Source organism: Streptomyces sp. YGL11-2, from assembly GCF_050054615.1.
GTDB lineage: Bacteria > Actinomycetota > Actinomycetes > Streptomycetales > Streptomycetaceae > Streptomyces.
Genome location: NZ_JBNHIN010000029.1, coordinates 49195 through 75056 on the forward strand (window position 1 = coordinate 49195; position 25862 = coordinate 75056).

34 protein-coding genes and 1 pseudogene are annotated in these 25862 nt (G+C 71.7%); 26 read left to right on the top strand and 9 right to left on the bottom strand.

Features of this window, described 5'->3' with window-relative positions; translation table 11 throughout:
* Window positions 1–5 precede the first annotated feature (5 nt).
* From ACO1BR_RS28210 to ACO1BR_RS28230, 5 genes are all read left to right on the top strand, one after another.
* Window positions 6–707, top strand: coding sequence for a DUF2993 domain-containing protein (locus ACO1BR_RS28210; protein WP_426797916.1), 702 nt, complete (start codon window positions 6–8; stop codon window positions 705–707).
* Window positions 708–923: 216 nt separating this feature from the next.
* Window positions 924–1031: an Ms5788A family Cys-rich leader peptide gene (locus ACO1BR_RS28215; RefSeq protein WP_363152786.1), complete on the top strand. Its 108-nt coding sequence runs from the start codon at window positions 924–926 to the stop codon at window positions 1029–1031.
* Window positions 1032–1198: 167 nt separating this feature from the next.
* Window positions 1199–2044: a sulfurtransferase gene (locus ACO1BR_RS28220; RefSeq protein ID WP_159508641.1), complete on the top strand. Its 846-nt coding sequence runs from the start codon at window positions 1199–1201 to the stop codon at window positions 2042–2044.
* 38 nt (window positions 2045–2082) lie between these two features.
* Complete coding sequence (locus tag ACO1BR_RS28225) at window positions 2083–2370, top strand: DUF1416 domain-containing protein (protein WP_426797917.1); 288 nt, start codon at window positions 2083–2085, stop codon at window positions 2368–2370.
* A 194-nt stretch (window positions 2371–2564) separates the two neighbouring features.
* Window positions 2565–2864 (top strand): DUF3099 domain-containing protein, encoded by a 300-nt coding sequence (locus ACO1BR_RS28230; protein ID WP_426797918.1) that lies wholly within the window; start codon window positions 2565–2567, stop codon window positions 2862–2864.
* Between the two features lie 69 nt (window positions 2865–2933).
* On the opposite strand, the gene ACO1BR_RS28235 is transcribed toward ACO1BR_RS28230, so the two are convergent.
* The gene (locus ACO1BR_RS28235; RefSeq protein WP_426797919.1) at window positions 2934–3299 is read right to left on the bottom strand and encodes a DsrE family protein; all 366 of its coding nucleotides are present in this window, start codon (window positions 3297–3299) and stop codon (window positions 2934–2936) included.
* Between the two features lie 308 nt (window positions 3300–3607).
* On the opposite strand from ACO1BR_RS28235, the gene ACO1BR_RS28240 reads away from it, so the two are divergent.
* The 6 genes from ACO1BR_RS28240 (at window position 3608) to ACO1BR_RS28265 (ending at window position 8843) form a co-directional block, all read left to right on the top strand.
* Window positions 3608–4195: an FABP family protein gene (locus tag ACO1BR_RS28240; protein WP_159508645.1), complete on the top strand. Its 588-nt coding sequence runs from the start codon at window positions 3608–3610 to the stop codon at window positions 4193–4195.
* Between the two features lie 233 nt (window positions 4196–4428).
* Complete coding sequence (locus ACO1BR_RS28245; protein WP_426797920.1) at window positions 4429–5472, top strand: FecCD family ABC transporter permease; 1044 nt, start codon at window positions 4429–4431, stop codon at window positions 5470–5472.
* The gene (locus tag ACO1BR_RS28250) at window positions 5472–6290 is read left to right on the top strand and encodes an ABC transporter ATP-binding protein (RefSeq protein WP_426797921.1); all 819 of its coding nucleotides are present in this window, start codon (window positions 5472–5474) and stop codon (window positions 6288–6290) included. The genes ACO1BR_RS28245 and ACO1BR_RS28250 overlap by 1 nt, the downstream gene beginning before the upstream one ends.
* An 8-nt stretch (window positions 6291–6298) precedes the next feature.
* Window positions 6299–7318, top strand: coding sequence for an ABC transporter substrate-binding protein (locus tag ACO1BR_RS28255; protein ID WP_426797922.1), 1020 nt, complete (start codon window positions 6299–6301; stop codon window positions 7316–7318).
* Between the two features lie 21 nt (window positions 7319–7339).
* Window positions 7340–7831, top strand: a complete 492-nt coding sequence (locus ACO1BR_RS28260) for a Fur family transcriptional regulator (protein WP_426797923.1) — start codon at window positions 7340–7342, stop codon at window positions 7829–7831.
* 31 nt (window positions 7832–7862) lie between these two features.
* Window positions 7863–8843 carry a YgfZ/GcvT domain-containing protein gene (locus tag ACO1BR_RS28265; protein WP_426797924.1) on the top strand — a complete coding sequence of 327 codons (981 nt, stop codon included), beginning with the start codon at window positions 7863–7865 and terminating at the stop codon, window positions 8841–8843.
* 129 nt (window positions 8844–8972) lie between these two features.
* On the opposite strand, the gene dtd is transcribed toward ACO1BR_RS28265, so the two are convergent.
* Window positions 8973–9398 (bottom strand): D-aminoacyl-tRNA deacylase, encoded by a 426-nt coding sequence (gene dtd, locus ACO1BR_RS28270; protein WP_159508651.1) that lies wholly within the window; start codon window positions 9396–9398, stop codon window positions 8973–8975.
* Window positions 9399–9572: 174 nt separating this feature from the next.
* Here dtd and ACO1BR_RS28275 point away from each other — a divergent pair, with 174 nt between their 5' ends.
* The 4 genes from ACO1BR_RS28275 (at window position 9573) to ACO1BR_RS28290 (ending at window position 12977) form a co-directional block, all read left to right on the top strand.
* Complete coding sequence (locus ACO1BR_RS28275; RefSeq protein WP_426797925.1) at window positions 9573–10337, top strand: ABC transporter substrate-binding protein; 765 nt, start codon at window positions 9573–9575, stop codon at window positions 10335–10337.
* Window positions 10338–10386: 49 nt separating this feature from the next.
* A complete protein-coding gene (locus tag ACO1BR_RS28280) occupies window positions 10387–11427 on the top strand; it encodes an asparaginase (protein WP_426797926.1) in 1041 nt (346 codons plus the stop codon).
* 430 nt (window positions 11428–11857) lie between these two features.
* A complete protein-coding gene (locus tag ACO1BR_RS28285) occupies window positions 11858–12289 on the top strand; it encodes an ankyrin repeat domain-containing protein (protein ID WP_426797927.1) in 432 nt (143 codons plus the stop codon).
* 121 nt (window positions 12290–12410) lie between these two features.
* Window positions 12411–12977, top strand: a complete 567-nt coding sequence (locus ACO1BR_RS28290; protein WP_426797928.1) for an NADPH-dependent FMN reductase — start codon at window positions 12411–12413, stop codon at window positions 12975–12977.
* 271 nt (window positions 12978–13248) lie between these two features.
* On the opposite strand, the gene ACO1BR_RS28295 is transcribed toward ACO1BR_RS28290, so the two are convergent.
* Together ACO1BR_RS28295 and ACO1BR_RS28300 are read right to left on the bottom strand one after the other, a co-directional pair.
* Window positions 13249–13554, bottom strand: coding sequence for a hypothetical protein (locus ACO1BR_RS28295; RefSeq protein WP_426797929.1), 306 nt, complete (start codon window positions 13552–13554; stop codon window positions 13249–13251).
* A 437-nt stretch (window positions 13555–13991) separates the two neighbouring features.
* Window positions 13992–14567 (bottom strand): TetR/AcrR family transcriptional regulator, encoded by a 576-nt coding sequence (locus tag ACO1BR_RS28300; protein WP_426797930.1) that lies wholly within the window; start codon window positions 14565–14567, stop codon window positions 13992–13994.
* 122 nt (window positions 14568–14689) lie between these two features.
* On the opposite strand from ACO1BR_RS28300, the gene ACO1BR_RS28305 reads away from it, so the two are divergent.
* Window positions 14690–15103: a VOC family protein gene (locus ACO1BR_RS28305; RefSeq protein ID WP_426797931.1), complete on the top strand. Its 414-nt coding sequence runs from the start codon at window positions 14690–14692 to the stop codon at window positions 15101–15103.
* Between the two features lie 29 nt (window positions 15104–15132).
* Here ACO1BR_RS28305 and ACO1BR_RS28310 read toward each other — a convergent pair whose 3' ends face one another.
* On the bottom strand, window positions 15133–15549 hold the full coding sequence (locus tag ACO1BR_RS28310) for a VOC family protein (RefSeq protein ID WP_426797932.1): 417 nt from the start codon (window positions 15547–15549) through the stop codon (window positions 15133–15135).
* Window positions 15550–15907: 358 nt separating this feature from the next.
* Between ACO1BR_RS28310 and ACO1BR_RS28315 the strand changes: the two genes are divergently transcribed.
* Entirely contained in the window at window positions 15908–16489 is a 582-nt protein-coding gene (locus ACO1BR_RS28315) for a TetR/AcrR family transcriptional regulator (RefSeq protein WP_426797968.1), read from the top strand.
* A complete protein-coding gene (locus tag ACO1BR_RS28320) occupies window positions 16489–16863 on the top strand; it encodes a VOC family protein (RefSeq protein ID WP_426797933.1) in 375 nt (124 codons plus the stop codon). The genes ACO1BR_RS28315 and ACO1BR_RS28320 overlap by 1 nt, the downstream gene beginning before the upstream one ends.
* A 158-nt stretch (window positions 16864–17021) precedes the next feature.
* Here the strand turns inward: ACO1BR_RS28320 and ACO1BR_RS28325 are convergent, their stop codons facing one another.
* The 3 genes from ACO1BR_RS28325 to ACO1BR_RS28335 form a co-directional block, all read right to left on the bottom strand.
* Window positions 17022–18008 (bottom strand): aldo/keto reductase, encoded by a 987-nt coding sequence (locus tag ACO1BR_RS28325; protein WP_426797934.1) that lies wholly within the window; start codon window positions 18006–18008, stop codon window positions 17022–17024.
* Between the two features lie 157 nt (window positions 18009–18165).
* Window positions 18166–18555: a winged helix-turn-helix domain-containing protein gene (locus ACO1BR_RS28330; protein WP_426797935.1), complete on the bottom strand. Its 390-nt coding sequence runs from the start codon at window positions 18553–18555 to the stop codon at window positions 18166–18168.
* Window positions 18552–18971: a hypothetical protein gene (locus ACO1BR_RS28335; RefSeq protein WP_426797936.1), complete on the bottom strand. Its 420-nt coding sequence runs from the start codon at window positions 18969–18971 to the stop codon at window positions 18552–18554. The genes ACO1BR_RS28330 and ACO1BR_RS28335 overlap by 4 nt, the downstream gene beginning before the upstream one ends.
* A gap of 612 nt (window positions 18972–19583) precedes the next feature.
* Here ACO1BR_RS28335 and ACO1BR_RS28340 point away from each other — a divergent pair.
* Window positions 19584–20468: a putative protein N(5)-glutamine methyltransferase gene (locus tag ACO1BR_RS28340; protein WP_426797937.1), complete on the top strand. Its 885-nt coding sequence runs from the start codon at window positions 19584–19586 to the stop codon at window positions 20466–20468.
* A gap of 32 nt (window positions 20469–20500) precedes the next feature.
* Window positions 20501–20695 (top strand): annotated as a pseudogene (locus ACO1BR_RS28345) (maleylpyruvate isomerase N-terminal domain-containing protein); the annotation flags it as partial.
* A gap of 35 nt (window positions 20696–20730) precedes the next feature.
* On the opposite strand, the gene ACO1BR_RS28350 reads toward ACO1BR_RS28345, so the two are convergent.
* Window positions 20731–21096 carry a hypothetical protein gene (locus ACO1BR_RS28350; protein WP_426797938.1) on the bottom strand — a complete coding sequence of 122 codons (366 nt, stop codon included), beginning with the start codon at window positions 21094–21096 and terminating at the stop codon, window positions 20731–20733.
* Between the two features lie 197 nt (window positions 21097–21293).
* Between ACO1BR_RS28350 and ACO1BR_RS28355 the strand changes: the two genes are divergently transcribed.
* The 6 genes from ACO1BR_RS28355 to ACO1BR_RS28380 all read left to right on the top strand — a co-directional run bounded on the left by ACO1BR_RS28355 (window position 21294) and on the right by ACO1BR_RS28380 (window position 25745).
* On the top strand, window positions 21294–21890 hold the full coding sequence (locus tag ACO1BR_RS28355; protein ID WP_426797939.1) for a dihydrofolate reductase family protein: 597 nt from the start codon (window positions 21294–21296) through the stop codon (window positions 21888–21890).
* A gap of 158 nt (window positions 21891–22048) precedes the next feature.
* Complete coding sequence (locus ACO1BR_RS28360) at window positions 22049–22960, top strand: alpha/beta fold hydrolase (protein ID WP_426797940.1); 912 nt, start codon at window positions 22049–22051, stop codon at window positions 22958–22960.
* A 44-nt stretch (window positions 22961–23004) separates the two neighbouring features.
* A complete protein-coding gene (locus tag ACO1BR_RS28365) occupies window positions 23005–23742 on the top strand; it encodes a MerR family transcriptional regulator (RefSeq protein ID WP_426797941.1) in 738 nt (245 codons plus the stop codon).
* A 279-nt stretch (window positions 23743–24021) separates the two neighbouring features.
* Window positions 24022–24474 carry a helix-turn-helix domain-containing protein gene (locus ACO1BR_RS28370; protein WP_426797942.1) on the top strand — a complete coding sequence of 151 codons (453 nt, stop codon included), beginning with the start codon at window positions 24022–24024 and terminating at the stop codon, window positions 24472–24474.
* Between the two features lie 33 nt (window positions 24475–24507).
* Window positions 24508–25149, top strand: coding sequence for a hypothetical protein (locus ACO1BR_RS28375; protein ID WP_426797943.1), 642 nt, complete (start codon window positions 24508–24510; stop codon window positions 25147–25149).
* 248 nt (window positions 25150–25397) lie between these two features.
* Entirely contained in the window at window positions 25398–25745 is a 348-nt protein-coding gene (locus ACO1BR_RS28380) for a DUF2516 family protein (protein WP_426797944.1), read from the top strand.
* The last annotated feature ends 117 nt before the right edge of the window (window positions 25746–25862 follow it).

Sequence of the window (25862 nt, forward strand, 5' to 3'; positions counted from 1 at the left end):
GTTCGATGCGCGCACTGAAGGTGCTGCTGGTCCTCGTCGTCATATTCGGGGGGCTGTTCGTGGCCGCCGACCGCCTCGCGGTCAATTTCGCCGAGGGCAAGGCCGCGGACAAGCTCCGCAGCATGCAGGGGATCTCCTCGACCCCCGACGTCTCCATCAAGGGCTTCCCGTTCCTGACCCAGGTCGCGAGCCGCAACCTCCAGGAGGTCGACGCCGACCTCGACCACCTCGCGGCCAAGTCCGAGGGCCGCACGCTGACCCTCAAGCACCTGTCGGCGCAGTTCCACGACGTCACGCTGACCAGTGACTACTCCTCCATCGAGAGCGCCGGCTCGGCCACCGCCACCGCCGAGATCAGCTTCGCGGACCTGACCAACGCGGCGGGCGGCGGCGTCAAGATCGGCTACGGCGGTGAGAAGAACGGCCGCGCCCAGGTCAAGATCTCGCCCAACCTCCCGATCCTCAGCTCGCTGGACGTCACCGGCTCGATCGACATCGTCCACGGCGACTCCGTCCAGGTGCGCGCCGACGGCATCCCGGCGATGTGCCGGGCCATCCCCGGCTGCGAGACGTCGGTCCGCGCACAGACCGACCACGCCTGGAAGCTGGACCAGCTGCCCGGCAACCTGAAGCTCGACAAGGTGACCACGACCGCGCAGGGCATCACGGTCACCGCGTCCGGCAGCAACGTCAAGCTCACCGGCTGACCTGCCCGTACGGGTGGCGGACCGCCCCACCGGACCGCCACCCGTCCACACCCTGAGACACCCCGGTCCGCAGGCCAGACCCCCACCTGCACCGACGCCCCGCGCGGCGGTGCGCGCCCGCGCCCGGGGCGCACGTATCCCACATCGCGGACAATCACGTCTCGCCATTTGACACACCGGTGACATGCCCGGCTCTCCGTCCCTACGATCGGTGGCATGCAGAGCGCATTGAGCGGTCTCCGTCCACGGGGACAAGCGGTACTCACGAAGCGGCGGGCAGTCGACCTGTGCCGTGTCGCCGCCATGCTCTGTCGCCCTGTCTGACGGGCCGTCCGCTCCCGTCGTCAGCCGGACGGCCCGCCCCCTGAGGCCGTCCCCCTCACGAGTTCCCCCGCGCAGTGCCGCGTGCCTTCGGGCACGCCGCGCTCCCTCGGAGTACCCGTGCCCACCCCTCAAACCCGCCCCCCGCAACTGCCCCGGAGGAGAAGAACATGAGCCGTAGCGACGTCCTCGTAGACGCCGACTGGGTCGAGGCCCACATCGACGACCCCAAGGTCGTCATCGTCGAGGTCGACGAGGACACCTCGGCCTACGAGAAGAACCACATCAAGAACGCCGTCCGGATCGACTGGAAGCAGGACCTCCAGGACCCGGTGCGCCGCGACTTCGTGGACCAGGCCGGCTTCGAGAAGCTGCTGTCCGCGAAGGGCATCGCCAACGACGACACCGTCATCCTCTACGGCGGCAACAACAACTGGTTCGCGTCCTACGCCTACTGGTACTTCAAGCTCTACGGCCACGACAGCGTCAAGCTGCTCGACGGCGGACGCAAGAAGTGGGAGCTGGACTCCCGCGACCTGGTCGACGGCGCGCAGGTGCCCAAGCGCCCCGCCACCGAGTACCAGGCCAAGGCCCAGGACACCTCGATCCGCGCCTTCCGTGACGACGTGGTCGCCGCGATCGGCGCCAAGAACCTGGTCGACGTCCGCTCGCCCGACGAGTTCAGCGGCAAGCTGCTCGCCCCCGCCCACCTCCCGCAGGAGCAGTCGCAGCGCCCCGGCCACGTGCCCAGCGCCCGCAACATCCCGTGGTCGAAGAACGCCAACGACGACGGCACCTTCAAGTCCGACGAGGAGCTGAAGGCCCTCTACGAGGAGGAGTCCGTCGACCTCGCGAAGGACACCATCGCCTACTGCCGCATCGGTGAGCGGTCCGCGCTCACCTGGTTCGTGCTGCACGAGCTGCTCGGCCAGAGCAACGTCAAGAACTACGACGGCTCCTGGACCGAGTACGGCTCGCTGGTCGGCGTCCCGATCGAGCTCGGCGCCAACAAGTAACCGAGAGCTTTCTCCCTACCCCTCAAGGAAGTACCCCTATGTGTGGAGCACAGGCCGGCGGCCCCGACGCCTCGACGATCAAGCCCGGTGAGACCACGATCCAGGGCAGCGTGACCCGCGACGGCGAGCCCGTCACCGGTTACGTCCGACTCCTGGACAGCACCGGCGAGTTCACCGCCGAGGTCCCCACCTCCGCGACCGGACAGTTCCGCTTCTACGCGGCCGAGGGCACGTGGACCGTGCGGGCCCTCGTCCCGGGCGGCACCGCGGACCGTAAGGTCGTCGCCCAGAAGGGCGGACTGGCGGAGGTCGCCATCGCCGTCTGACGGCACGCGAGTGCGGATCCGGTCCACGGATCCGCACGGCCGGAGGGCCGCACCCCAGGGGTTTGGACGCCTTGGCTGGGGGTGCGGCCCTCCGCGCCGTCCCGGGACGGGTTCCCGGACGGCTTCGCGGGCTTCCCCGGCTTGCCGGGCTTCCCGGGCTTCATTCCGGGCCGCCGCGGACTTACCGTGGACGTATGTACGCGCATGCGCACCACCCGCTGAGCGCACCGCAGCGCCGCCATCGCAGGTACTTCGTGATGATGGGCGTCTGCCTGGTGCTGTTCGTGCTGGCCTGGAGCGTGGTGCGGCTGTGGTCGGTGCCGGCCGCGGTGGCGATGTGCCTGGTCGCCATGGTCATCCCGCCCGTCGCCGCGGTCGTCGGCAACCGCCGGGAGCCCGGCGAGCGCTGGTGGGACGAGTGCGGCGACGCGGAGTCCGACCGCTGGTGGCGCGAGCTGGACGACCGGGACGACCAGCAGCGCCGGCAGCAGTAGGTGCGGCGGCGCTGGACGCCGGGCCGGGCGCAGGCCCGGCAGACCGGCGACCGGCGACCGGCGACCGGCTCAGTAGACCAGCGCCTGGACGCCATCCGGCATGATCTCGCTGACGAAGACCTGGGCGCCCGAGATCCCCGCCCCCTCGATCAGGTCCTTCTGCTCGATGCCGCGCCGGGCCGCGCACTGCGTGCAGACGGTGATCGCCCCGCCGCCCGCCCGGATCCCGTCGATCAGCTCCGGCAGCGGCGCGGCGTGCGGCAGCTCGAACTCCGCCGCCCTCCCCGGCAGCGCGAACCACACCGACTCCCCGGTCAGCCACAGCGACACCTCGACACCGCTGGCCACCGCCACCGCCGCCACCGTGAACGCCTGCGAGCACCGCTCGGGCGCGTCCGCACCCGCCGTCACCTTGATCACGAGCTTCTTCGCCATGGGGAAAGAGTAGGGGCGAGCCGGTCGCCGGGCCGCACCGCGGCGCGGTGGACCTCACAGCGCCGCCGTCAGCGGCGCCGACTAGACTCGCAGGCGGTCCGTATTACGTCACTCCGCCCAAGGAGCGCGCTCGTGCTTGAGGCAGTCTTCACCACCCTGCTCGTCCTGGTCGCCGTCGGCGTGATCGCCTTCGCCGGCCTGACCTGGAAGAAGCTGTACCAGGGCCAGCGCTGACCGACCGGCCACCCCGCCCTTCATGGGAGCGCCCCGCGCGCTCCTGCCGATCCCCTACTAGATCGCCTGAGCTGATGATCGAGATCCCGTCCGACCTGAACCCGTCCCTCGTGCCGCTGGTCTTCCTCCTCGGTCGCTGGGAGGGCGCAGGCGTCTCCGACTTCCCCGGCGCCGAGAAGTGCAACTTCGGCCAGGAGGTCATCTTCACCCACGACGGCCGCGACTTCCTCGAATACACCTCGCACAGCTGGGTGCTCGACAGCGAGGGCAAGAAGGTCCGCCCCCTGGAGAGCGAGACCGGCTTCTGGCGCATCGACGCGGACCGCAAGGTCGAGGTCGTGATGATCCGCGACCAGGGCGTGGCCGAGGTCTGGTACGGCGAGCTCGCCGACAAGAAGCCGCAGATCGACCTGGCCACCGACGCCGTCGCGCGCACCGCCGCCGCCGGCCCGTACAGCGGCGGCAAGCGGCTCTACGGCTACGTCAACAGCGACCTGATGTGGGTCGGCGAGAAGGCCACCCCGGACGTGCCGCTGCGCCCGTACATGTCCGCGCACCTCAAGAAGGTCACCGGCCTCCAGGAGTGGGCCGAGAGCCTGCCCGACGACCTGCCGGACGGGGTCTCCTTCTTCCGCCCCGACGGCACGCCCTACGAGGGCTGACCGGCACCACCCTGTTTGACGCGCCCCGCGGGGGAAGTCCGGTGAGAATCCGGCGCTGACCCGCAACGGTAAACGGAAGCCCCTTCCGCAAGCCCGATCGCCCGCGGCGGCGCAGGATCCTGACAACTCGCCGTGGACTGCGAGGGGACGCCGCCCCGCCTCGCGCTCCGGGCCGCCGCTCCTTCCCGTACGGGTCTTCCGTACGCACGGCCCGAGCCGGAAGCGTGCGCCCCTTGGCACCACCCGCCCGTACCACCCCTCTGGTGGCCGCCCTCGTCGTCGTCCTCCTCGGCTCCGTCCTCTGCGGGGTCGGCCTCGGCGCGGCCGGCGTCGGCTGGCCGCAGGTCCTGCGCTACCTGGGCGCCGGGCTGACCGGCGGCACCATCCGGCCCGACGAGGTCGCCGCGTACACCATCGTCTGGGAGCTGCGCTTCCCCCGTGCCGTGCTCGCCGCCGTCGTCGGCGCCGGCCTCGCCGCCATCGGCGTCGCCGTCCAGGCACTGGTCCGCAACGCCCTCGCCGACCCCTTCGTCCTCGGCATCTCCTCCGGCGCGGCGGTCGGCGCCAACGCCGTCCTCCTCTTCGGGGCGCTGGCCGCACTCGGCGTCTGGGCGCTGTCCGTGTCGGCCTTCGTCTCCGCGCTGGTCGCCATGGCCCTGGTCTACGCCGCCGCCCGTACGGCCCACGGGCTGACCCCGCTGCGGCTGGTGCTCACCGGCACCGCGATGTACTACGGCTTCTCCGCGATCACCACGCTGATGGTGTTCACCGCCGACCGCGGCGAGGCGGCCCGCTCGGCGATGATGTGGCTGCTCGGCAGCCTGAGCGGGGCCGGCTGGGGCTCGGTGCCGATCGCCGCGGTCGCCCTCGCCGCGGCACTGGCCCACCTCTCGCTCTCCGCGGGCCGGCTGAACGCGCTGGCCATGGGCGACGAGACCGCCGCCGCCCTGGGCGTGGACGCCGGGCGGCTGCGCCGCGAACTGTTCGTGGTGGCCGCCGCGGTCACCGGCGCGGTGGTCGCGGTCAGCGGCGCGATCGGCTTCGTCGGGCTGATGGTGCCGCATGTGGCCCGGATGCTGGTCGGCGCCGACCACCGCCGGGTGCTGGCCGTCGCCCCGCTGCTCGGCGCGGTGCTGCTGGTGTGGGTCGACCTGCTCTCGCGGGTGCTGCTGGCGCCCGTGGAACTGCCCGTCGGCGTCATCACCGCCGTCATCGGCGTGCCCTGCTTCGTGCTGCTGATGCGGCGGCGCGGCTACTCCTTCGGAGGCGGCGCCTGATGCGGATCGACATCACCGGCCTGTCCGTGGAGGTGGCCGGGCGGCGCCTGGTCCACGACATCACGCTCAGCGCCGCCAGCGGCCGGCTCATCGGGCTCGTCGGCCCCAACGGCAGCGGGAAGTCGACCCTGTTGCGCTGCGTCTACCGGGCGCTGCGCCCGACGGCCGGGACCGTACGGCTGGACGGCCGCGATCTGCACGCCATGACCGCCCGCGAGGGCGCCCGGCTGCTGGCCGCGCTCCCCCAAGAGGCAGGCACCGACTTCGACTTCACCGCAGCCGAGGTCGTCGCGATGGGACGGCTGCCGCACCAGCGCGGCTCGGGCCGGGCGAGCGCCGCGGACACCGGGATCTGCGCACGTGCGCTGTCCCGGGTCGGCGCGGCCCACCTGGCGGACCGCGGCTTCCTCAGCCTCTCCGGCGGCGAGAAGCAGCGGGTGCTGATCGCCCGTGCGCTCGCCCAGGAACCGCGGGTGCTCGTCCTCGACGAACCCACCAACCACCTCGACATCGCCCAGCAGTTGGAGATCCTGGCGCTCGTCCGCGGCGGCGGTGGCTCCCCGACCGAGCCCGCGGAACGGCCGACCGTGCTGACCGCGCTGCACGACCTCAACCTGGCCGCCGTGCACTGCGACGAGCTCCACGTCATCGCCGGCGGGCGGATCGCCGCCTCCGGAACGCCGTACGACGTCCTCACGCCGGAGCTGCTGGCCGACGTGTTCGGCGTGCGCGCCCATCGCGTACGCCATCCCGAATCGGGCGCGCTCCAGCTGCTGTTCGACCGCCTGGACACGCCCCCGTCCCCGCCCCCGTCATGAGGAGCGCCATGCACGTCCGCCGCCCCGCCGCCCTGCTCGCCGTCCTCGCCCTCGCGCTCACCGGCTGCGGGGCGCACGTGGCCCCCGACACCGGCGCCGCAACCCACCGCACCTCGGACGACCACCCCGTCACCCTCACCAACTGCGGTACGCGGACGACCTATTCCCGCGCGCCGCGCCGGGTCGTCACCAACGACGTCGGCATCACCGAGATCATGTTCGCGCTCGGCCTGGAGGACCGGATGGCCGGCTACGTCATGCCCGACGACAAGGGCGATCTCAGCGCCGTCCCGTGGAAGGCCGCGTACGACAAGGTCCCCTGGCTGTCCAAGAAGGCCATCACCAAGGAGATGGCCCTGGACGCCAGGGCCGACCTGGTCTTCGCCGGCTGGAACTACGGCTTCGGCGAGGGCAACGGCCTCACCCCCGCCGCCCTCAAGAAGGTCGGCATCGACAGCTACGTCCTGACCGAGTCCTGCCGCAAGGGCCCCGCCGCAAGCGCCCGTGGGGTGCTGCCGCCCCTGGAGGCGCTCTACACCGACCTGGCGGCGCTCGGCAGGCTCTTCCACGTGGAGGACCGCGCCGACGCCCTGATCGCGCGGTACCGGGCGCAGGTCGCCGAGGCCGCCGCGAAGGCCCCCGCCCCCGCCGACCGCCCCTCCGTCTTCCTCTACGACGACGGCCGCGACAAGCCGCTGACCGCCGGCAGGTACGCCGGACCGCACGACATCATCACCAAGGCCGGCGGCGACCACGTCATGAAGGACCTCAACGACTCGTGGACCACCGTCGGCTGGGAGACCGTCGTCGCCCGCGACCCCGACGTCATCGTCGTCAACAACTACGGCGAGACCTCCGCCGCGCAGAAGAAGGCGTTCCTGGAGTCCTACGCCCCGCTCGCGAACGTCTCCGCGATCAGGCACCACCGGATCTACGTCATGGACTACGCCGACCTCGTCGAGAGCCCCCGCAACCCCACCGCCATCAGCGACCTCGCCCGCTATCTGCGGGGCGTGCACACGGACTGACCGCCCTCCTACACTGGCCGTGTGGTGACCACCGACTGGCAGAGCGACCTCCGCAGGCGCGGATACCGCCTGACCCCGCAGCGGCAACTGGTGCTGGAGGCGGTGGACAGACTGGAGCACGCCACCCCCGACGACATCCTCAACGAGGTGCGCAAGACCGCGGGCGGCATCAACATCTCCACCGTCTACCGCACCCTGGAGCTGCTGGAGGAGCTGGACCTGGTCAGCCACGCCCACCTCGGGCACGGCGCGCCGACGTACCACCTCGCCGACCGGCACCACCACATCCACCTGGTGTGCCGGGACTGCACCGACGTCATCGAGGCCGACCTCTCGGTCGCCGAGCCGTTCGCCGCCACGCTCCGCAAGCAGTTCGGCTTCGAGACGGACATGAAGCACTTCGCGATCTTCGGACGGTGCAAGGGCTGCGCGGCCAAGGCGGCCCGGCCCGCCCAGGGTGCCCGGCCGGCGCAGTCCGCCCCGGGGGCCCGGCCCACCCAGGGCGACAGCTAGCGCCCGCACCCCCTGGTCGTAGGCTGGCCCCATGCTGCGACATTCATCCGCCAGCCCGCTGCTGTCGCTGCCCGGCGCCGTCCCCGCCGAGGCCCCCGACGAAGGCGTCGCCGCGCACTACGGCGACCTCTTCCGGGAGCAACGTGCGCTCGCCGACGGCTCCGGCTTCGTGGACCTCTCGCACCGCGGCGTGGTCACCGTCTCCGGCCCCGAGCGGCTGAGCTGGCTGCACCTGCTGCTCACCCAGCACGTCAGCGACCTGCCGGCCGGCCAGGCCACCGAGGCGCTGATCCTCTCCGCGCACGGCCACATCGAGCACGCGCTCTACCTGGTCGACGACGGCGAGACGACCTGGATGCACACCGAGCCCGGCGACCAGGAGGCGCTGCTCGCCTACCTGGAGAGCATGAAGTTCTTCTACCGCGTCGAGATCGCCGACCGCACCGGCGATATCGCCGTGGTGCACCTGCCGGCCGGCTCCATCACCGACGCCCCCGAAGGCACCGTCGTCCGCGAGACCCCGCACGGCCGCGACCTCTTCCTGCCCCGCGAGCAGCTGGAGTCGTTCGCCGCCGCCAACGGCCCGGCGATCGGCATCCTGGCCATGGAGGCGCTGCGCGTCGAGGCCCACCGCCCGCGGCTGGGCCTGGAGACCGACCACCGCACCATCCCGCACGAGCTGGGCTGGATCGGCGTCGCCGTGCACCTCCAGAAGGGCTGCTACCGCGGTCAGGAGACCGTCGCCCGCGTCCAGAACCTCGGCAAGCCGCCGCGCCGGCTGGTCTTCCTCCACCTGGACGGCAGCGAGGTCCATCTCCCGCCGCACGGCACGCCCGTACGGCTGGCCGCGGACGGTGAGGAGGGCCGCCAGCTCGGCTTCATCACCACCTCGGCCCGCCACCACGAACTCGGCCCGATCGCGCTCGCGCTGGTCAAGCGCAACGTACCGACCGACGCCCGGCTGATGGCGGGCGACACCGCGGCGGCCCAGGAGGTCGTCGTCGAGCCGTAGCGGTCGGCGCGCGCGGGTGGGTCCAGGGTCTGTCCGTCCGTCCAGTGCCTGTCCCATGGGGCGGGCACTGGGGTCTGCCCCATGGGACAGGCTCTGGGCTCGGCCCGATGGGCCAGGGTCGGACGGACCCTAGACCTCCAACAGCACTGTGAACGGCCCGTCGTTGGTCAGCGACACCTTCATGTCCGCGCCGAACCGCCCGGTCTCCACCTGTGCCCCGAGCGCCCGCAGCCGCGCCACGACCTCGTCGACCAGCGGTTCGGCGACCGGCCCGGGAGCGGCGGCGTTCCAGGTGGGGCGACGGCCCTTGCGGGCGTCACCGTAGAGAGTGAACTGGCTGATCACCAGTAGCGGCGCCCCATTGTCCGAACACGACTTCTCCCCCTGGAGAATCCGCACCGACCACAGCTTCCGGGCGAGCTGCGCGGCCTTCTCCGGGGTGTCGTCATGAGTGACCCCCACCAGCACGCACAGCCCTTCTCCGACGATCTCCCCGACCGTCTCGCCCGCCACCACGACGCGTGCGCCATCCACTCTCTGCACCACAGCTCGCATACCCGCCATCATGCCGGGCGGCCCGGGGCCTGCGGGACTGGTACCCCCACAAGGGCCGTTCGGGTGCCATGGCCCTGCACATGGACCTCGCAGAGTGGCACGATGCGTGCACGCGGTGCGTTTCACGGACAACATGCCCTGGATGCGGCACCGGACGAGGGGACGGAACGATTCATGAGCACCATCGGCGCCGGACAGACACCCGGCCCCGTACCACCCGCCCGTACGACTCCCGGCGGCCCCACGCCATCCTCCGGCCGTACGGCGCCCGGCGACGCCACCCCGCCGTCCGGCCGTTCGAGACCGACCACCCCGGAGACCCCGACCGCCCCGACCACCACCACGACCCCGGCGCCCGCTCGCGGCGAGCCCGCCCGCACCAAGGATGGCCCCATGCTCCAGGCAGGCCAGGCGAAGACCCCCCGCCCTCCGCAGCAGCGCGACCGCCTCCGGCCGGCCGACACCCCGGAGCTGTCCGGCCTGGGCCTGCCCGAGCTCCGCGTCGTGCGCCGCGACTCCCAGCAGGAGGAGGCCGACCTCAGCTATCTGCGGCGGCTGCTCCAGGGCCGGATCGACATCCTCCGGGCGGAGATCGCCCGCCGTACGGCGCCGCACTCGCCGGTCCTCGACCGGCTCCCGGAGATCCTCACGGACGTCCCGTCGCGGCAGCGCTCGTCCGCCCGGCATGTGACGCTCGGCACCCCGCACAGCGAGGAGTACCGACGGCTGGCGGACGAGATGCTCGGCGAGGTCGAGCTGTCGGACCTCACGGCCCGTACGGACGACGAGCTGCACGACGCCATGGGGCGGCTGATCCGCTACGAGCGGCAGATCTCGCAGCGCCGTCAGTCCCTGCAGCGCACGACCGACGATTGCAGTGCCGAAATCGCCCGCAGGTACCGTGAAGGAGAAGCGCAAGTCGACGACCTGCTGTCCTGACCGGGCCAGAAGCCTCCGGGGCGCGGGTCATGTCCCCGGAAGGCCGCCGATGACCTCGCCCTCGCCCACCCCGATACCCGAGCCGTCGGCCTCGCCGGAGACGGCGCCGGCCGTTTCGTCGGTCCCGTCGGTGCCGGCCGTTTCGTCGATGCCGTCTCCCGTGCTCGCCGAGGTGTTCCGCTCCGGCTTCGTCGAGGGGCGGCACCGCGGCTCTCTGGTGGTGCTGGCGGCCGACGGCAGCGTGGACTGGGCCCTCGGCGATGTCACCGCGCCCGTCTTCCCGCGCTCCACGAACAAGCCCATGCAGGCCGCGGCCATCCTGCGCGCGGGGCTCGACCTCTCCGGTGAGCGGCTCGCGCTGGCCGCCGCGAGCCACTCCGGCGAAACGTTCCATCTCGATCTCGTGCGCACCATGCTGGCCGAGTACGACCTCACCGCCGAGCACCTCCAGACACCGCCGGACCTGCCGCTGGATCCGGAGGAGGCGGAGCGCTACCTCGCGGCCGGGAACGTCCGCGACCGGCTCACGATGAACTGCTCCGGCAAGCACACCGCGATGCTCGCCGCGTGCGCGCTGAACGGCTGGCCACTGGACACGTACCTGGAGCAGGGGCACCCGCTCCAGCAGCTGATCCTCGACGTGGTGCGCACGGCCGGTGGCGAGGATGTCGCGCACATCGGCACCGACGGGTGCGGGGCGCCCCTGATGTCGCTGTCGCTCACCGGTCTGGCGCGCTCGTACCGGTACTTCGTGTGCGCGGAGCCGGGGACGCCGGAGCGCCGGGTCGCCGACGCGATGCGGGCCCACCCCGAGTACGTCGCGGGGACGCGGCGGCCCGACACCTGGCTGATGCGGGCGCTGCCGGGCACCCTCTCCAAGATGGGCGCCGAGGCCGTCCAGGCGCTGGCGCTGCCCGATGGGCGGGCTCTCGCGTTCAAGATCGACGACGGTGCCACGCGCACGCTGGGGCCGGTTCTGGCCCGCGTGCTGCGCCACCTGGGGATCGACGATCCGGTGCTGTCGCGCATCGAGGACGTGCCGCTGCATGGCGGCGGCGTCCGCGTGGGGGAGATTCGCGCGGCGTTCTGAGGTTCGCCGGGGGCTCGCCCTGTGGGTGGGGCGGGCCTCGTTGCGGGTTCTGTCCGGTGGGTGGGGGCTGGCCTCGTTGCGGTTGCTGTCCGGTGGGTGGGGGCCGGAGGGCTGCACCGGAGTTCTCCCCCAGCCTTCGGCCGGGTGGGGCCCCCAGCGGTAGCCGGGGGACCCCCACGGCGCGGGCGCATCTGGTCAGTCAGATGACGAATGCCCCGGCGTTCGCTCCAGGTCCTGCGGGCGCACTCCGGTACCTCCCTCCGGCCCTGCGCCGTTGCCGACCGTCCGACGTGGCTCCGACCGACGGTGCCGGACGGCGTCCGTGTGCTGTGCGCAAACGGCGTTGCGTCACCGCTGCCGCAGCAATGGTGACCTGCATAAAGTGGCGATGAGACAGCGCACCATCCACCACAGCAGGAGGCCGGCGACCATGAGCGACGCGAATACCGAGCCGCAGGGGCCCGAGGCGATCGAGCACGCGCATGACCCCGAGGTGCTGCAACTCGCGGCCAAGGTGTTCGACCTGGTGCGGCACGGTGACACCGATACCGTCGCCGCGTACGTGGACGCGGGCGTGCCCGCCAACCTGACGAACGACAAGGGCGACTCCCTCGTGATGCTCGCCGCGTACCACGGTCACGCCGCCACCCTGGAGGCCCTGTTGCAGCGCGGCGGCGATGCCAACCGGGTCAACGACCGGGGGCAAACCCCCATCGCCGGTGCGGTGTTCAAGGGGGAGGACGAGGTCGTCAAGGTCCTGCTGGCGCACGGTGCGGACCCGGCGGCCGGGACGCCGTCGGCGATCGAGACGGCCCGGATGTTCCAGAAGACGGAGTTGCTGGAGCTGTTCGGCGCGGAGTGAGGGCGGGGCGGGGGTGCCGCACCCCCGCCCTTGACCTCAAGTCCAGTTGGGGTTTTAACGTCTGGGCGTGACGCGGCGACAGCGCCGTGTGCCTCCATCCATCCATGACGAAGGGCCCCGCATGTCCGCGCCCCGCTACACCCTCGCCGTCATCGTCGGCAGCACCCGGGAAGGCCGGTTCGCCCCGGTCATCGCGAACTGGTTCACCCGGCACGCTTCGACCCACCCGGAGATCGACCTCGACGTCATCGACCTGGACGACGTCCGCCCCTACGAACTCCGGCCCGGCAGCGAGGAGTTCGAGACCTTCGCGAAGCGCGTCGAGCTGGCGGACGCCTACGTGGTGATCACCCCGGAGTACAACCACTCCTTCCCGGCGCCGCTCAAGCACGCCATCGACCTGCTGTACGCGCAGTGGCGGGCCAAGCCGGTCGGCTTCGTCTCGTACGGCGGGATCTCCGGTGGCCTCCGTGCGGTCGAGCAACTGCGCCTGATCTTCGCCGAGTTGCACGCCACAACGGTCCGCGAGACGGTCAGCTTCGTGCTCACCGCCAAGCCCTTCGACGAGGCGGGGCAGCTGCGCGACCCGGCGCCCGCGGCCCAGGCCGCCGACGCCCTGCTCCGCCAGCTGACCTGGTGGGCGGTGGCCCTCAGGGAAGCGCGCACGGTGCGCCCGTACGCCGCCTAGTGCCGCAGTAGCCGTCTGCCCTCAACGTTGTCGATCTCCCGCACGCGTTCCGCCATCCCGTCAGCGTGGCGGTCGATTGGGGCAGGTCATCCCAGACCGGCCGGCTCGCGATCCGGCGGAAGGACCACGGCTTCAGCTTCACAAGCCGGGCAGGAGCGGAGTCGAAGCCCATTCTTCGGTACGGCCGGGCCGGGTTCCTGCGCCTGCCGTCGGCCGCGATCTCCCGGCCCCCGCACGAAGCGGGTGCCGGGAGGGAACGGCTGCGAGAACCTCACAGGCCGCCGACGCCGACGCCTTCGTTGCCGTTGCGGCCGAGGCCGCCGACACCGACGGTGGCGCAGGCGTCGACGCCGCCGACGCCGACGCCGACGTCACGGGCGCCGTCGCCGACACCGCCTACACCGACGCCGCCGCCGTGGCCGTGGCCGCAGCCGTGACCACCGCCGTGGCCGCCGCCTTGCGCTTGCTGGGTGACCGCAGGGGCCTGGGACTGGTCGGGCGCGGCGTTGGCTATACCGGCGCCCAGGAGGCCGGTGAGGGCGGTAGCGGCCAGTACCGTGGCAGTCGAGCGGAACATGATCAGATCCTTTCGGTTCCCCCCTTTTGTCCCGCCCATCCTCACCGCGGTCGGACGGTTCTGCCGGTCGGCGCGGGCCATCGCGGTGACGTCGCCCGGTGTCGGTTCCAGCCCCGAGCCTCTCCGCACCGCCCTGCGCGGGGCATGCTCAGCCAACGCTCACGGCCGCATGTCGCGGTGCCAAACCCCCACGCAGCCGCGACGGCGACCGTACGTGGCCTGGACCGCCGCGGCCCCCGGCGGCGGGCGCAACTGGTCCGCAGCGGTGCGCGCGGTCCCTTCGGTCGCGCGCGAGAGACGCACGAAGCGTCCGACGCGCAACAGCTACAGCGCCGGCAGCCTCAGCTGCGCGCGCTCTGATGGTGTCGATCACACATCAGGCTGTCGATCGACGTGGCGCCTGGAGCCCGAGGAGGCGAACGTCGCCTGACGGGGCCCTAGTCGGGCCCGATAGTGCGGTCGACCAGCGCCGCGATCAGCCCGTCGGTCTCCCCCTCCGGCACCACCCCGGGCAGCGTGAGCTGCTCCAGCATCAGTCCGGTCATCGCGAGATAGATCAGAACCACGGCGGTACGGTCGCCCGGCAGTCCGCCCTCCAGGTGGAAGCGGATGTCGTCGTCCAGCGTCTCGCGGATGACCTGGGTCAGCGCCGTCCGCAGCTCCGGCCGCCGGGTCGCCTCCAGCCGCAGTTCCAGCATCGCCAGGTATCCGGTGCGGTTCTCGGCGACCCGGCGGTTGATCCAGCGCATCAGCTCGGCGACCAGCGCCCGGGTCGGCGGCGCCTGCATCACCGCGGTCACCTCGGCCGGATCGGGCGCGATCCGCTGGTGGATCTGCCCGGTGACCTGGGCCAGCAGATCGTCCCTGCTGGCGAAGTAGTTGGAGGCGGTGCCCACCGGCACCGCCGCTTCCGCGTCGACAGCACGGAAGGTCAGCCCCCGCGCCCCGTCCCGCGCCAGCACGTCGATCGCGGCGTCCAGCAGCGCCGTACGCCGCTCCGGGTTTCGCACCATGCGGACCTCCTCTTTCCCCTTCCGGAAACTTTGCCACGCCAAAGGACTTGCAACCACTACAGTCAGAGTACTACAACTGGAGTGGTTGCAATCGTGCGGCTTCCATTGCGGAGGGGACCCCCATGCGTTTCACCAAACTCGGCACCGCCCTGCTCACCGACGACCTCACCGCCAGCGTCCGCTTCTACATCGACCACTTCGACTTCGAGCCGCTGGTCGACCTCGGCTGGTACGCCAGCCTTCAGCACCCCCAACACCCCGACTTCGCACTGGACTTCATGGTGCGCGGCCACGAGTCCATGCCCGAGCGGTTCCGCGCACAGGAGACCGGCGGCGTACTGCTGGGGTTCCTGGTGGCGGATGCCGCCGCCGAGGAGGCCGCACTGCGCGCCAAGGGCGTCCCCATCGCCGAACCCCTGCGGGACGAACCCTGGGGTCAGCGCCGCTTCAACGTGTGGGCCCCGGAAGGAACCCTGATCGAGGTACTCCAGACCATCGACGCCGACCCGGACTGGATGGCCGCGCAGGGCCTGTAGGGGCGCAGGACCTGTAGGGGCGCGGCCCCTCACGCGCCCCCTTCGGCGGGCCGCTGCTGCACCGCCCAGCCGTTACCGTCGGGGTCACGGAAGTAGACGAACGAGTTCCACGCCCCGCCGGGCCCGTCGGCCATCTCCCCGTTCTCCACGTGCTGCACGGGCCCGACCGCCACCCCGCGCGCGATCAACTCGCCCCGGGCCGCGGCCACATCGGACACCACCAGTTGCACACCCTGCACCGATCCGGGGCTCGCCCCGGCCACACCACTGCCGGCACCGAGGACGATCGAGCACCCGGAACCCGGCGGGGTCAGCTGCACGATGCGCACACCGTCGCCGAGCGAGATGTCGTGGTCGACGACGAACCCCACCCGCTCGCTGTAGAAGCGCTTCGCCCGTTCCACATCGCTGACCGGAATCGGTACCAGCTCCAGCTTCCAGTCCATGGTGCGCCGTCCTCCCGTTCGGTCGGGGGCTCGCAGGGGGTGGGACCGGCGGCCGGGGTGAGCGGTCAGGCGGTGGTGGGTCGCGAGTGGTGGCCGGCGGTATTTCCACACTTCGGGAGAGCTCGTTGCAGAGAGTTGCCGCAAGGAGTCGCTGCAGAGACGCACTGCTGAGAGTCGCTGCTGAGAGTCGCTGCAAAGAGTTTAGGGATGTCCGCGGGCGTACGCCTGTTGCGCGAACCCTTGACGGAGTGAGCCCTCACTCCGTACCGTGGAGCGCATGACACCACCCACAGCTCCCCAGGAGTCCCCTGCGCCCCGACGCCGTGCCCCGGGCATGAACGTCGAGCAGCGCCGGGCCATGATCGTCGCGGCGACGCTGCCCCTCGTCGCGGAGTTCGGTGCGGCGGTCACCACCAGTCAGATCGCCCGCGCCGCCGGCATCGGCGAGGCGACCATCTTCCGCGCGTTCAAGGACAAGGACGAGGTGTTGGACGCCTGCGTGGCAGAGGCCGTCGGCACGGAACACGTGCTGCGCGAGCTGGCCTCCATCCCCCTCGACGAACCGCTGGACGCACGGCTCACCGAAGCCGCCGAGGCGCTCTGCGCCCACATGGAGCGGATGGGCGCCGTCGTCGGCAGTCTCTACGCCTCCGGGCACCGCCGCGGCCGCGACCGTACGCCCGACGCCGGGCCCGGTGAACGCCCCCCGCAGGACAGCCGGGCGCAGTCCCTCGCCGCGCTGCGCGAGGCCGTGGCCGAGCTGATCGAACCCGACCGGGACGCGCTGCGCCTGAGCCCCGAGCGCGTCGCCTCCGCGTTTCTGGGCCTGCTCTTCACCCGCATGACCACGCCGGTGAACGAGGCAGATGCTCCGCTCGCCCCCCAGGAACTCCTCTCCGTACTCCTCCACGGCACCCTGAAGAGCCCCGGGGGCAACTGATGGCCGTCACCCTGAACCACACCATCGTCCCGGCCACCGACCACCGCGCGGCGGCCCGCTTCTTCGCCTCGGTCATGGGCCTCCCGGAGCTCCCGCCGGCCGGCCGCAACGGCCACTTCGCCCCGGTGCGGGTGAACGAGACGCTCACCCTCGACTTCATGGCCGTCCCGGACCCCGAAGGGCATCACCTGGCCTTCGACGTCGACCCGGAAACCTTCGACGCGGTCCTGGCCCGCCTCCGCTCCGCGGGTATCCCCTACGGCAACGACCCCGCCCACCCGGACAACCACCGCATCGACCACCCCCTGTGCCCCCGCGGCCTGTTCTTCGTCGACACCGATCGCAATCTCTATGAAGTGATGTCGCCGGCCTGACGGTAGGAGGGGCTGGTGGCCCCGGTTCGAGGGGCGAATTCAGGAGCCACCGGCCTTGAGAAACGGACCTGCGGGGCGAGCGACGACGCCCGGCGGCCCGGGGGCGAGGGACATCGCCTCCCGGGCCGCCGCCCGCGCGGCGCACGCCTCGCGACGCGTCACCGGCCGACGAACGTCATGTTCACCTCGTCGTAGCGCGTGCCGGCTATCCGGTCGAGCGGAGCCGCGGCGTCGATGGTGTCCAGCTCCTCGGCGGACAGCGTCACCTCCAGTGCGCCCAGGTTCTCCTCCAGGTACTTCTGGCGGCGGGTGCCCGGAATCGGGACGACGTCGTCGCCCCGGTGCTGGACCCAGGCCAGCGCCAGCTGCCCGGCGGTGACGCCCTTCTCCGCGGCGAGTTCGTCGAGCTTCTCCACGATGGCGAGGTTCTGCTCCAGGTTGCCGTCGGCGAAGCGCGGCTGGGTGCGGCGCACGTCGGTCTCCGCCAGCCCCTCGACGGAGGTGTAACGACCCGTCAGGAAGCCCCGGCCGAGCGGCGAGAACGGGACCAGGCCGATACCGAGTTCGCGGCACACCGGCGCGATCTCCCGCTCCAGATCCCGGCTCCACAGCGACCACTCACTCTGCAGCGCGGCGATCGGATGCACCGCGTGCGCCCGCCGGAGGGTCTCCGGGCCCGCCTCGGAGAGCCCGAGGTGCCGCACCTTGCCCGCCGCGACGAGTTCGGCCATCGCCCCTACGGTCTCCTCGATCGGAACGTCGGGGTCGACACGGTGCTGGTAGTAGAGGTCGATGTGGTCGACGCCGAGCCGGCGCAGCGACGCGTCGCACGCCTCGCGCACGAAGGCGGCGTCACCGCGGATCCGGGTCGGCTCACCGAGCCGGTTGGCGAAGCCGAACTTGGTCGCCAGCACGACCTCGTCCCGCCGCCCGGCGATGGCCCGGCCGATCAGCTCTTCGTTGTGTCCGGCCCCGTAGAAGTCGGAGGTGTCCAGCAGGCTGACACCGAGGTCGAGCGCGTGGTTGATGGTCGCGATGGACTGGTCGTCGTCCGAGGAACCGTAGCCATGGCTCATTCCCATGCAGCCGAGTCCCTGGGCGGAAACGGCCAGTTCGCCAAGGTGACGGGTGGAAATCTCCGACATGCTGCTGCCTCCTGGCACGTGCTGCGCATGCGGTGGCGAGGGCCACGGCGACTGCGGCGGTGATGTGGCTGCGGATGTTCCGCATTCCGTTGCAGACGGTATGAGTTGGAGAGCGCTCGAAGTCAACCGCGGCCCGGAACCGCCGACTCGGCCGCCGTCAGCCGCCACCGCCGGCTATCGCCCGCAGCGCCTGGCAGTGTGCCGCGAACGCGGTCCGGCCGTCCCTCGTGAGGGAGAGCCAGGTGCGCGGGCGCTTGCCCACATATCCCTTGGTGACCGCCACATAGCCGGCCTTCTCCAGAACGGCCACCTGCCGCGACAGGACCGAATCGCTCACCTCGACCGTGTCGCGGACGAAGGCGAACTCGGCTTTGTCGGCGGCCGCCAGGGTCGCCACGATGGAGAAGCGCACCGGGGCGTGGATGACCTCGTCGAGCCCATGGCGCGGATGGCCGCCCGCACCTCCCGCACTTCCCGCGCGCGGGGCCGCCCCGGCCGACGCCGCGGCCTGAGGCGGCGGGGTGGTCGCACTGTGCGGATCCGTCACCGCCGGGCCTCCAGATATCCGCCTATCAGGCCGGGGAGGGCAACCACCGCCGCTCCCACCATCCACCAGGCCGCGACCCCTTGGAACCAGATCAAGCCCGGCACCAGCACCGCCCCATGGAGCAGCCCCCATGCGCCGATCATCGCGTTCCGCCGCCGCCCGAACCCCAGCCGGGCGACGGACTGCCGCATCTCATAGACCGAAAGCCCGGCCATGGTGGCACACCAGATGCCGACACCGGCCGCGACTCCGTACGGCGGCTCCAACAGGCCGATGGCCAGCACCAGCAGACCGGCGGCGAGACCGTAGATCACCTGGTAGCGCACATACCACTTGCCGCCCTCGCGGACCGTTGAACCCAGCTCCTGCGCGCGGGCCAGCGCGGCTGCCGCGTCGCTTGAGGCGTACTCCCCCATGTCACTTCCCCCTGACTGCTTCGTCCGACCGTTTCGTCGACGTCGTTGCCTTCTTCGACGTAGTCGTCTTCTTCGTCGTCTTCGTCGTCTTCCTCATCCGCTTCGTCTCGCGGATGCCATCTCGCCTACTACGTCGTCGCGTTCGTCCGCCTGCTGTGCCGCGGTCTCCCGCATCCGACACTCATCATGCTGACAAGTACTTTCCAATATGACAAGTACTTTCCGGCCATCCGCCCGCGAGGGAAGGCCGGCGCGCCGGAAGGCGGGGGCATGGCAGGCCCGCCCCGATGGACACGGGCGACAACAAGGCGGGAGTGGCTGAACCGCAGCCACTCCGGACACCGCGGACCGCGGCGCCGGCGGCCGTTTCGTGGCGGCAGGGAAGGGAGTTCACGGGGGACACGGCCCAGGTCAGGTACTGTTGCCCCGGCCACTGGCGCATCCATGCACCGGTGCGCGCAGGCCGTCAGCGCACTACCCGAGGAGGTGAGACCGATTCCCCGCCAGACCAGGCAGGTGCTCCCGTCTCATGTCCGTGCGTCCACCCGATTCAGGTGACCGACCGACAGACATGACCCGGGAAGCGCCCATCGGCGCCCCGAAAGGTTCCCCATGTCGTCACTCTCGTCATCACATCCTGTTTCTCCGTCGCCCCTCCCAGCCGGGCTCTCCCGCTCCGCCGTCGTCACCGCGCTCCGTAGCGCCGGCTGTGTCTTCGCCGAGGACGAGGCCGAACTGCTGATCTCCACCGCGGCCAGCCCGGCCGACCTCGCCGCCATGGTGGTGCGGCGGACGGCCGGGCGCCCCCTGGAACACGTCCTCGGCTGGGCCGAGTTCGCAGGGCTGCGGATCTCCGTGGACCCCGGGGTCTTCGTACCGCGGCGGCGCACCGAGTTCCTTCTCGGCCAGGCCGTGGACCTGGGCCGCCGGGCCGCCGGGCGGACCGGGCGCGGCACGGTGGCCGTCGACCTGTGCTGCGGCTCCGGCGCGGTGGGTGCCGCGCTGGCCGCGGCGCTGGACGGGGTCGAGCTGTACGCCGCCGACATCGATCCGGCGGCGGTGCGCTGCGCCCGCCGCAACGTGGCCGCGGCCGGCGGCGAGGTCTACGAGGGCGATCTCTTCGCTCCGCTCCCCGCCCGCCTCCGGGGCCGTATCGACGTCCTGGTGGCCAACGTGCCGTACGTCCCCACCGAAGAGGTCGGGCTGCTGCCCCCGGAGGCGCGCGAGTACGAACCGCTGGTGGCGCTCGACGGCGGCGCGGACGGGCTCGATGTGCTGCGCCGGGTGACCGCCGAGGCGCCGCGGTGGCTGGCACCCGGCGGCCATCTGCTGGTCGAGACGAGCGAACTCCAGGCGCCGCAGGCCGTAGAGACCTTCGCCCGCAACGGTCTGACCGCCGGGGTGGCCACCTGTGACGAGCTCTACGCCACGGTCGTCATCGGCACCCGGCCGGACGGTAGAGGGGCGGACGGCCGAGAGGCGGCGACAGGCGGCTGAGCGCTGTCAGTGGCGCGATTTACGGTGGTGGCATGGGTCCGCCGAGCCTTGACCGCCACGGTGCCGAAATCACGGCACGGACCGCGCTGTTGACGTCCCATGTCGACGGCGCGGACTTCGCGACGCCCGTCCCCGGCTGCCCCGGCTGGACGCTCCGCGAGCTGATACGGCATTTCGGCGGCGCCCATCGCTGGGTGGAGCGGATCGTACGGACCAGGGCGGCGTCCCCCGTCTCCGAGGAGCAACCCCCTTCGCCTACCGTTCAGTTGCTGCTGCCCCCGGCGATCGCGTCGAACAGCGGCCAGCCGTCGAGTTCCGTCACGCCGGGGGCCGACGGCAGCCGGCCGCGCGATCGCGCCGCGTCGAGGAGTCGGCGTACGACGCCCGGCTCGTGCAGGTTGAGCAGCCGGCGCCGATCGTCCATCACCGCCCCGGAGTGCAGCAGCCCGTCGGGCACCCACCGCCCCGGGCCGGCCCGGAAGACGATGCGGAGCACCGCCCGGGTGCCGTCGCGGCGCAGCGAGAGGACCTCGCTGCAGGGCGTCTGCCCGTCGTGCCGGTGGCGCACCGACCACAGCCAGCACTCCTCGCCGACGGTCAGCCGCCGGAGCTGGTGGTCCTTTCTCACCCGCCCCACGGTAGGCCGGAGGCGGCGGCGCACGCGCGGCGGTGTCAGGACACCGGTGGGCGCGGGCGTGCCAACACCGGTGGGCGCGGGTGTGCCACATCACGCCCGCGGGTTCCCGTGCGCGCGATGATTTCGGCGCGACGCGGCAGTCTCCCTGCCGTCACCCTTGAAAAACGAAGACCCGAGGAGCGAATCCCATGCGCATCGTGATCAGCGAGTTCATCAGCCTGGACGGCGTCGTACAGGCGCCGGGCGGCCCCGAGGAGGACACCGACGGCGGCTTCGCCCACGGCGGCTGGTCGCACCCGTTCTTCGACCCGGAGGTCGTGGGCGGCGCCTTCGCCGACGCGCTGACCAAGGCCGAGGCGCTGCTGTTCGGGCGCCGTACGTGGCAGACGATGGCCGCGGCGTGGCCCGAGCGGGCCGGCGACCCGTTCGCCGACCGGATGAACGCCATCCCGAAGTACGTGGTGTCCCACACGCTCGGCGACGACGAACTGACGTGGGATCACACCACCCGCATCCCCGGTGACGAGGCCGTCGCCCGTATCCGGGAGCTGCACGGCACCGAGGGCGGCGACCTGCTGGTCATGGGGAGCCCCACCCTCGTCCGCACCCTGCTGCGCGAGGGCCTGGTCGACGAGCTCCGGCTCGTGATCATGCCGGTGCTGCTGGGCGGCGGAAAGACGATCTTCCCCGACGACGGTGCGCAGCGCCCGCTGGAGCTGGTGTCCACGGTCACCAGCGGCACCGGCGTCCACGTGTGCACATACCGGCCGGCCGCGAAGGGGTAGGGCAGGCGCGGGGGGGCCGTAAGGGGCCCGCCCCCGGCGGCGAACCGGGTCGGCGTCCGCGTACGTCGCGGCGACTGCGGGCGCGTACCGCGCACGTTTCGGGTGCGGCGGCGGAAGGGGTTGACCCTGCCCCTGCGTCAGGGTTGGAGCCTGGTCGCATGACGAACAACAGCACTTCCTCGACGCGGCTCGCGCCGCCGATCGGAGGGTTCCAAGAGATCGGCGGCCGTCGCGTTTTCGTGCATCGGTCGGGCAGCGGCGGACCGGCCGTGGTGTTCCTGCCGGGCGCCAGCGCGGTCGGCCTGGACTATTTCGGTGTCCAGCAACAGGTTTCGCAGTTCACCACCGCCGTGGTGTACGACCGCGGCGGCACGGGCTACAGCGATCCCCTCCCGCTGCCGCGCACCGCCACCGCGGTCGCCACGGAACTGCGCGAGCTGCTGCGCGCCCAGGACATCGCCGCCCCCTACGTTCTGGTGCCGCACTCCCTCGGCGGCTTCTACGCGCACCGGTTCGCGCAGCTGTACCCGCAGGACGTGGCCGGGCTGGTCTGGTTGGATGCCCTGCACCGCGACTGGGACGACTTCATGCCGCCCGCGGCGGGTCTGGCCGCGGTCGAGCAGATGGCACCTGATCGGGAGCAGTTGGAACGGATGCGCCCGGCCCTGCGCGAGATGAACGCCGAGTTGCTCGCGGACTACCCGGAGCACATACGGCAGGCGCTGATCGATGCCAAGGTGAGTGACGCATGGACGCACGCCGGCGTCGCCGAGCGCACCAAGTTGGCCGAACTCGCCACCGAGCTGCGGGCCGGGCCGAACCTTCCCGACGTCCCGTTGGTCGCTCTCACCGTGGTCGGCACCGACCCCGCCCAGCAGGCGCTGACGTCGGAGCGGACGCTGCGAGCGATGCACGACGGCCACACGAGGATGGACGCGGCCCTGGTGAGCGCGGTCTCGGACGGGGAACAACGCGTCCTCTCCGACACCGTCCACCACCGGCTCTGCTTCGACCGGCCCGATGCCGTGGTCCAGGCGATTCGCGACGTCCTCGACCGAGTTCGCCCCTAACTAGACTCGGCGCGACCACGTTTCACGAAGACCCGAGGGGGACGGTGCTCACGATCAGCCAGCTCGCGGCAACCGCCGGCGTGACCGTGCGCACCGTTCGCCACTACCACCACGTCGGGCTGTTGCCCGAGCCCGAGCGTGATGCCTCCGGCTACCGCCGCTACAGCGCGCAAGCGGCGGTGGATCTCATCCGGATCAGGACCCTCGCCGATGCGGGGGTGCCGCTGGCCCGTATCGACGCGATGCTGCATGCGCACCCCGCCGAATTCGCCGCGGCGGTCACCGAGCTCGACGCCGCATTGCAGCGCAAGATCGACCAGCTCGCCGAATACCGCCGCCGGATCGCCGAACTGGCCGGCGGCGAAAGGCTCGTGCTGCCCCCTGAGGTGGTCGCCCTCCTGGACCGGATGCGCGGTCTCGGGGTCGGCGAACTGAGGGTACGGGTCGAACGCGACGCGTGGATCCTGATGCAGGCGCTGGATCCGCACGCCGTGCCGCAGCGGCTACGGGAGAAGAACGCCGGCTTCGACGACCCCGAGACGACGCGCCTGTATCTCGCCTGTGATCAATCGGTCGACTGGGATCCGCACGATCCACGCCTGGACCGGCTCATCGACGACCTGGACGCATGGGAGATCGCACACGAACGGGACGGCACCGGGGCGGGGTACCTGAAGCTGGTCTCCTCCCGGATCTCCGAGGCATCACCGGCATGGCAACGCATCGTCGATGCGCTCGCCCACCGCGCCGAGCAGCGCCGAACCGCCGGGCACGACAGCTGAAGCCGGTACCCCGGCCAGGTGCCGGGGTACCGCGGCAGCCGCTGTCCCGGCACCGGACCGGGCACGCTGGTCGGCCACTTCGAGCGTCGCAGTCGGCCGGCCCGACGAACGGCCGGTTGAGGCCCGGCCGATGGCTGCGCATGCGGGTGCTCCAGCTTCAGGCGTCGAAGCAGCGGCGGGCGGTCCGAGGAGGACACCGACGGCGGCTTCGCCCACTGCGGTACACACTCCAGCTAGCGCTTGCTTGCAAAAGTTAGCACCAGCGTGCACCATCGAGACATGGCATCACTCAATGTCGGCAATCTCGGCGAGTTCCTGCGGGAGCAGCGGCGCACCGCGCAGCTGAGCCTGCGGCAGCTGGCCGATGCCGCGGGGGTGTCCAACCCGTACCTCAGCCAGATCGAGCGCGGCCTGCGCAAGCCGAGCGCGGAGATCCTGCAGCAGCTGGCCAAGGCGCTGCGGATATCCGCGGAGACGCTGTACGTCCAGGCCGGGATCCTCGACGAGCGGCGCGGTCTGGACGGTGTCGAGGTGCAGACCGCGATACTCACCGACCCGTCGCTGAACGAGCGGCAGAAGCAGGTGCTGCTCCAGATCTACGAGTCCTTCCGCAAGGAGAACGGGATCGCCGGCGACGGCGCGGACGACAGCGGCGCGAGCGGCCGAGAGGACGGCTCCGGCGCGACGCACCCCCATGAGGCAGAGGCCGACGGCGGCCCGCACGCCACCTGAGCAACCGCATTCGTTTCCAGGAGGAACCACGTCATGGCCATCAACACCGATGACCTCCGCAAGGCCCTGACCGACGCGACCCCGCTGTACGCGCTGGCCGGCACCGCCGATCTCGCAGCCGAGAAGCTGGGCGAGGTGCCGCAGCTGGTCGAGCGGATCCGGGCCGAGGCGCCGAAGCGCTTCGAGTCCGTCCGCAGCACCGACCCCAAGGACGTCCAGGCGCTGGTCGCCAAGCAGGCCAAGGAGGCCCAGGACAAGCTCGTCGAGCTGCTGGGCTCGCTGGACGGCGACCTGAAGAAGTTCCGCGACCAGGCCCAGGAGCTGGCGCTGCGCGGCGTCGGCCGGGCCGCCGAGGTCGCCGTGCAGGCCCGCGAGACGTACGACGAGCTGGCCGAGCGCGGCCGGGGCGCCGTGCAGACCTGGCGCGGCGGGGCCGCCGAGCAGGTCGAGGAGCTGGCGGTGGCGATCGAGCCGGAGCAGGCGGACAAGCGCGACGCGAAGAACAGCTCGGAGGCCGCCGGCCGCCCGAAGACCGTGCCCGCCAACGGGGCCCGTACCGAGGCCAAGGCCACCGCGTCGACGCAGCCCCGGCCCGCCGGTGCCAAGAAGCCCGCCGCGCAGCGCAAGCCGGCGTCGGGCCCGGCGCGGAAGAACACCCCGCCGACCTCGAAGTGAGCCGGAGCACGGGACGGCACGGCGGCGGCCGGCCTGCTGTGCGCGGCTGACCGATCGGCGGCACCCCGGGATCGCAGCGGATTCCCGCGGATCCGAACGGGCCGGGCACTCCTCACGTGTCCGGCCCGTTGTGCGGGTACGGTGGGCGCAGAGGTTCGGGCAGAAGGTCCGGCGGAAGTTCTAGCGGCCACTAGAGACCGAGTGACAGACCGAGATTTCTGGCGAACGGCCAACGGGCGGTGGATGGCGTGCTGATTTACGGGTTCCAGAGCATTCTGAGCTGGGTGCAGCTCGCCCTCGGCGTGTTCGCCGCGGTGATGCTCGTCGACGCGGCGGTGCGCCGCGAGGACGCCTATCGCGCGGCGAGCAAGCAGAACAAGGGCATGTGGCTGATCTTCCTGGGGCTCGCCACGGCGCTGCTGTTCCTGCTGCCGCTGATGTCGTTCCTGCCGATCATCGGCGTGATCGCGGTGATCGTCTACACCGTCGACGTCCGCCCCGCGCTGCGCGGGGTCACCGGCGGCGGGCGCGGACCGCGGCGCGGCGGCGGCTCCAGCTCGGACGGTCCCTACGGGCCGTACAACGGCCGCCGGTGAGCACACCCGAGCGCGGCGACTGACGACAGACCGGGCAGGTCCCCCCGAGGGACCTGCCCGGTTTCGTCGATGCCGTGGTAGTACGTCCGGTGCCCGGCCCGCCGTCCCGTCCCCGCC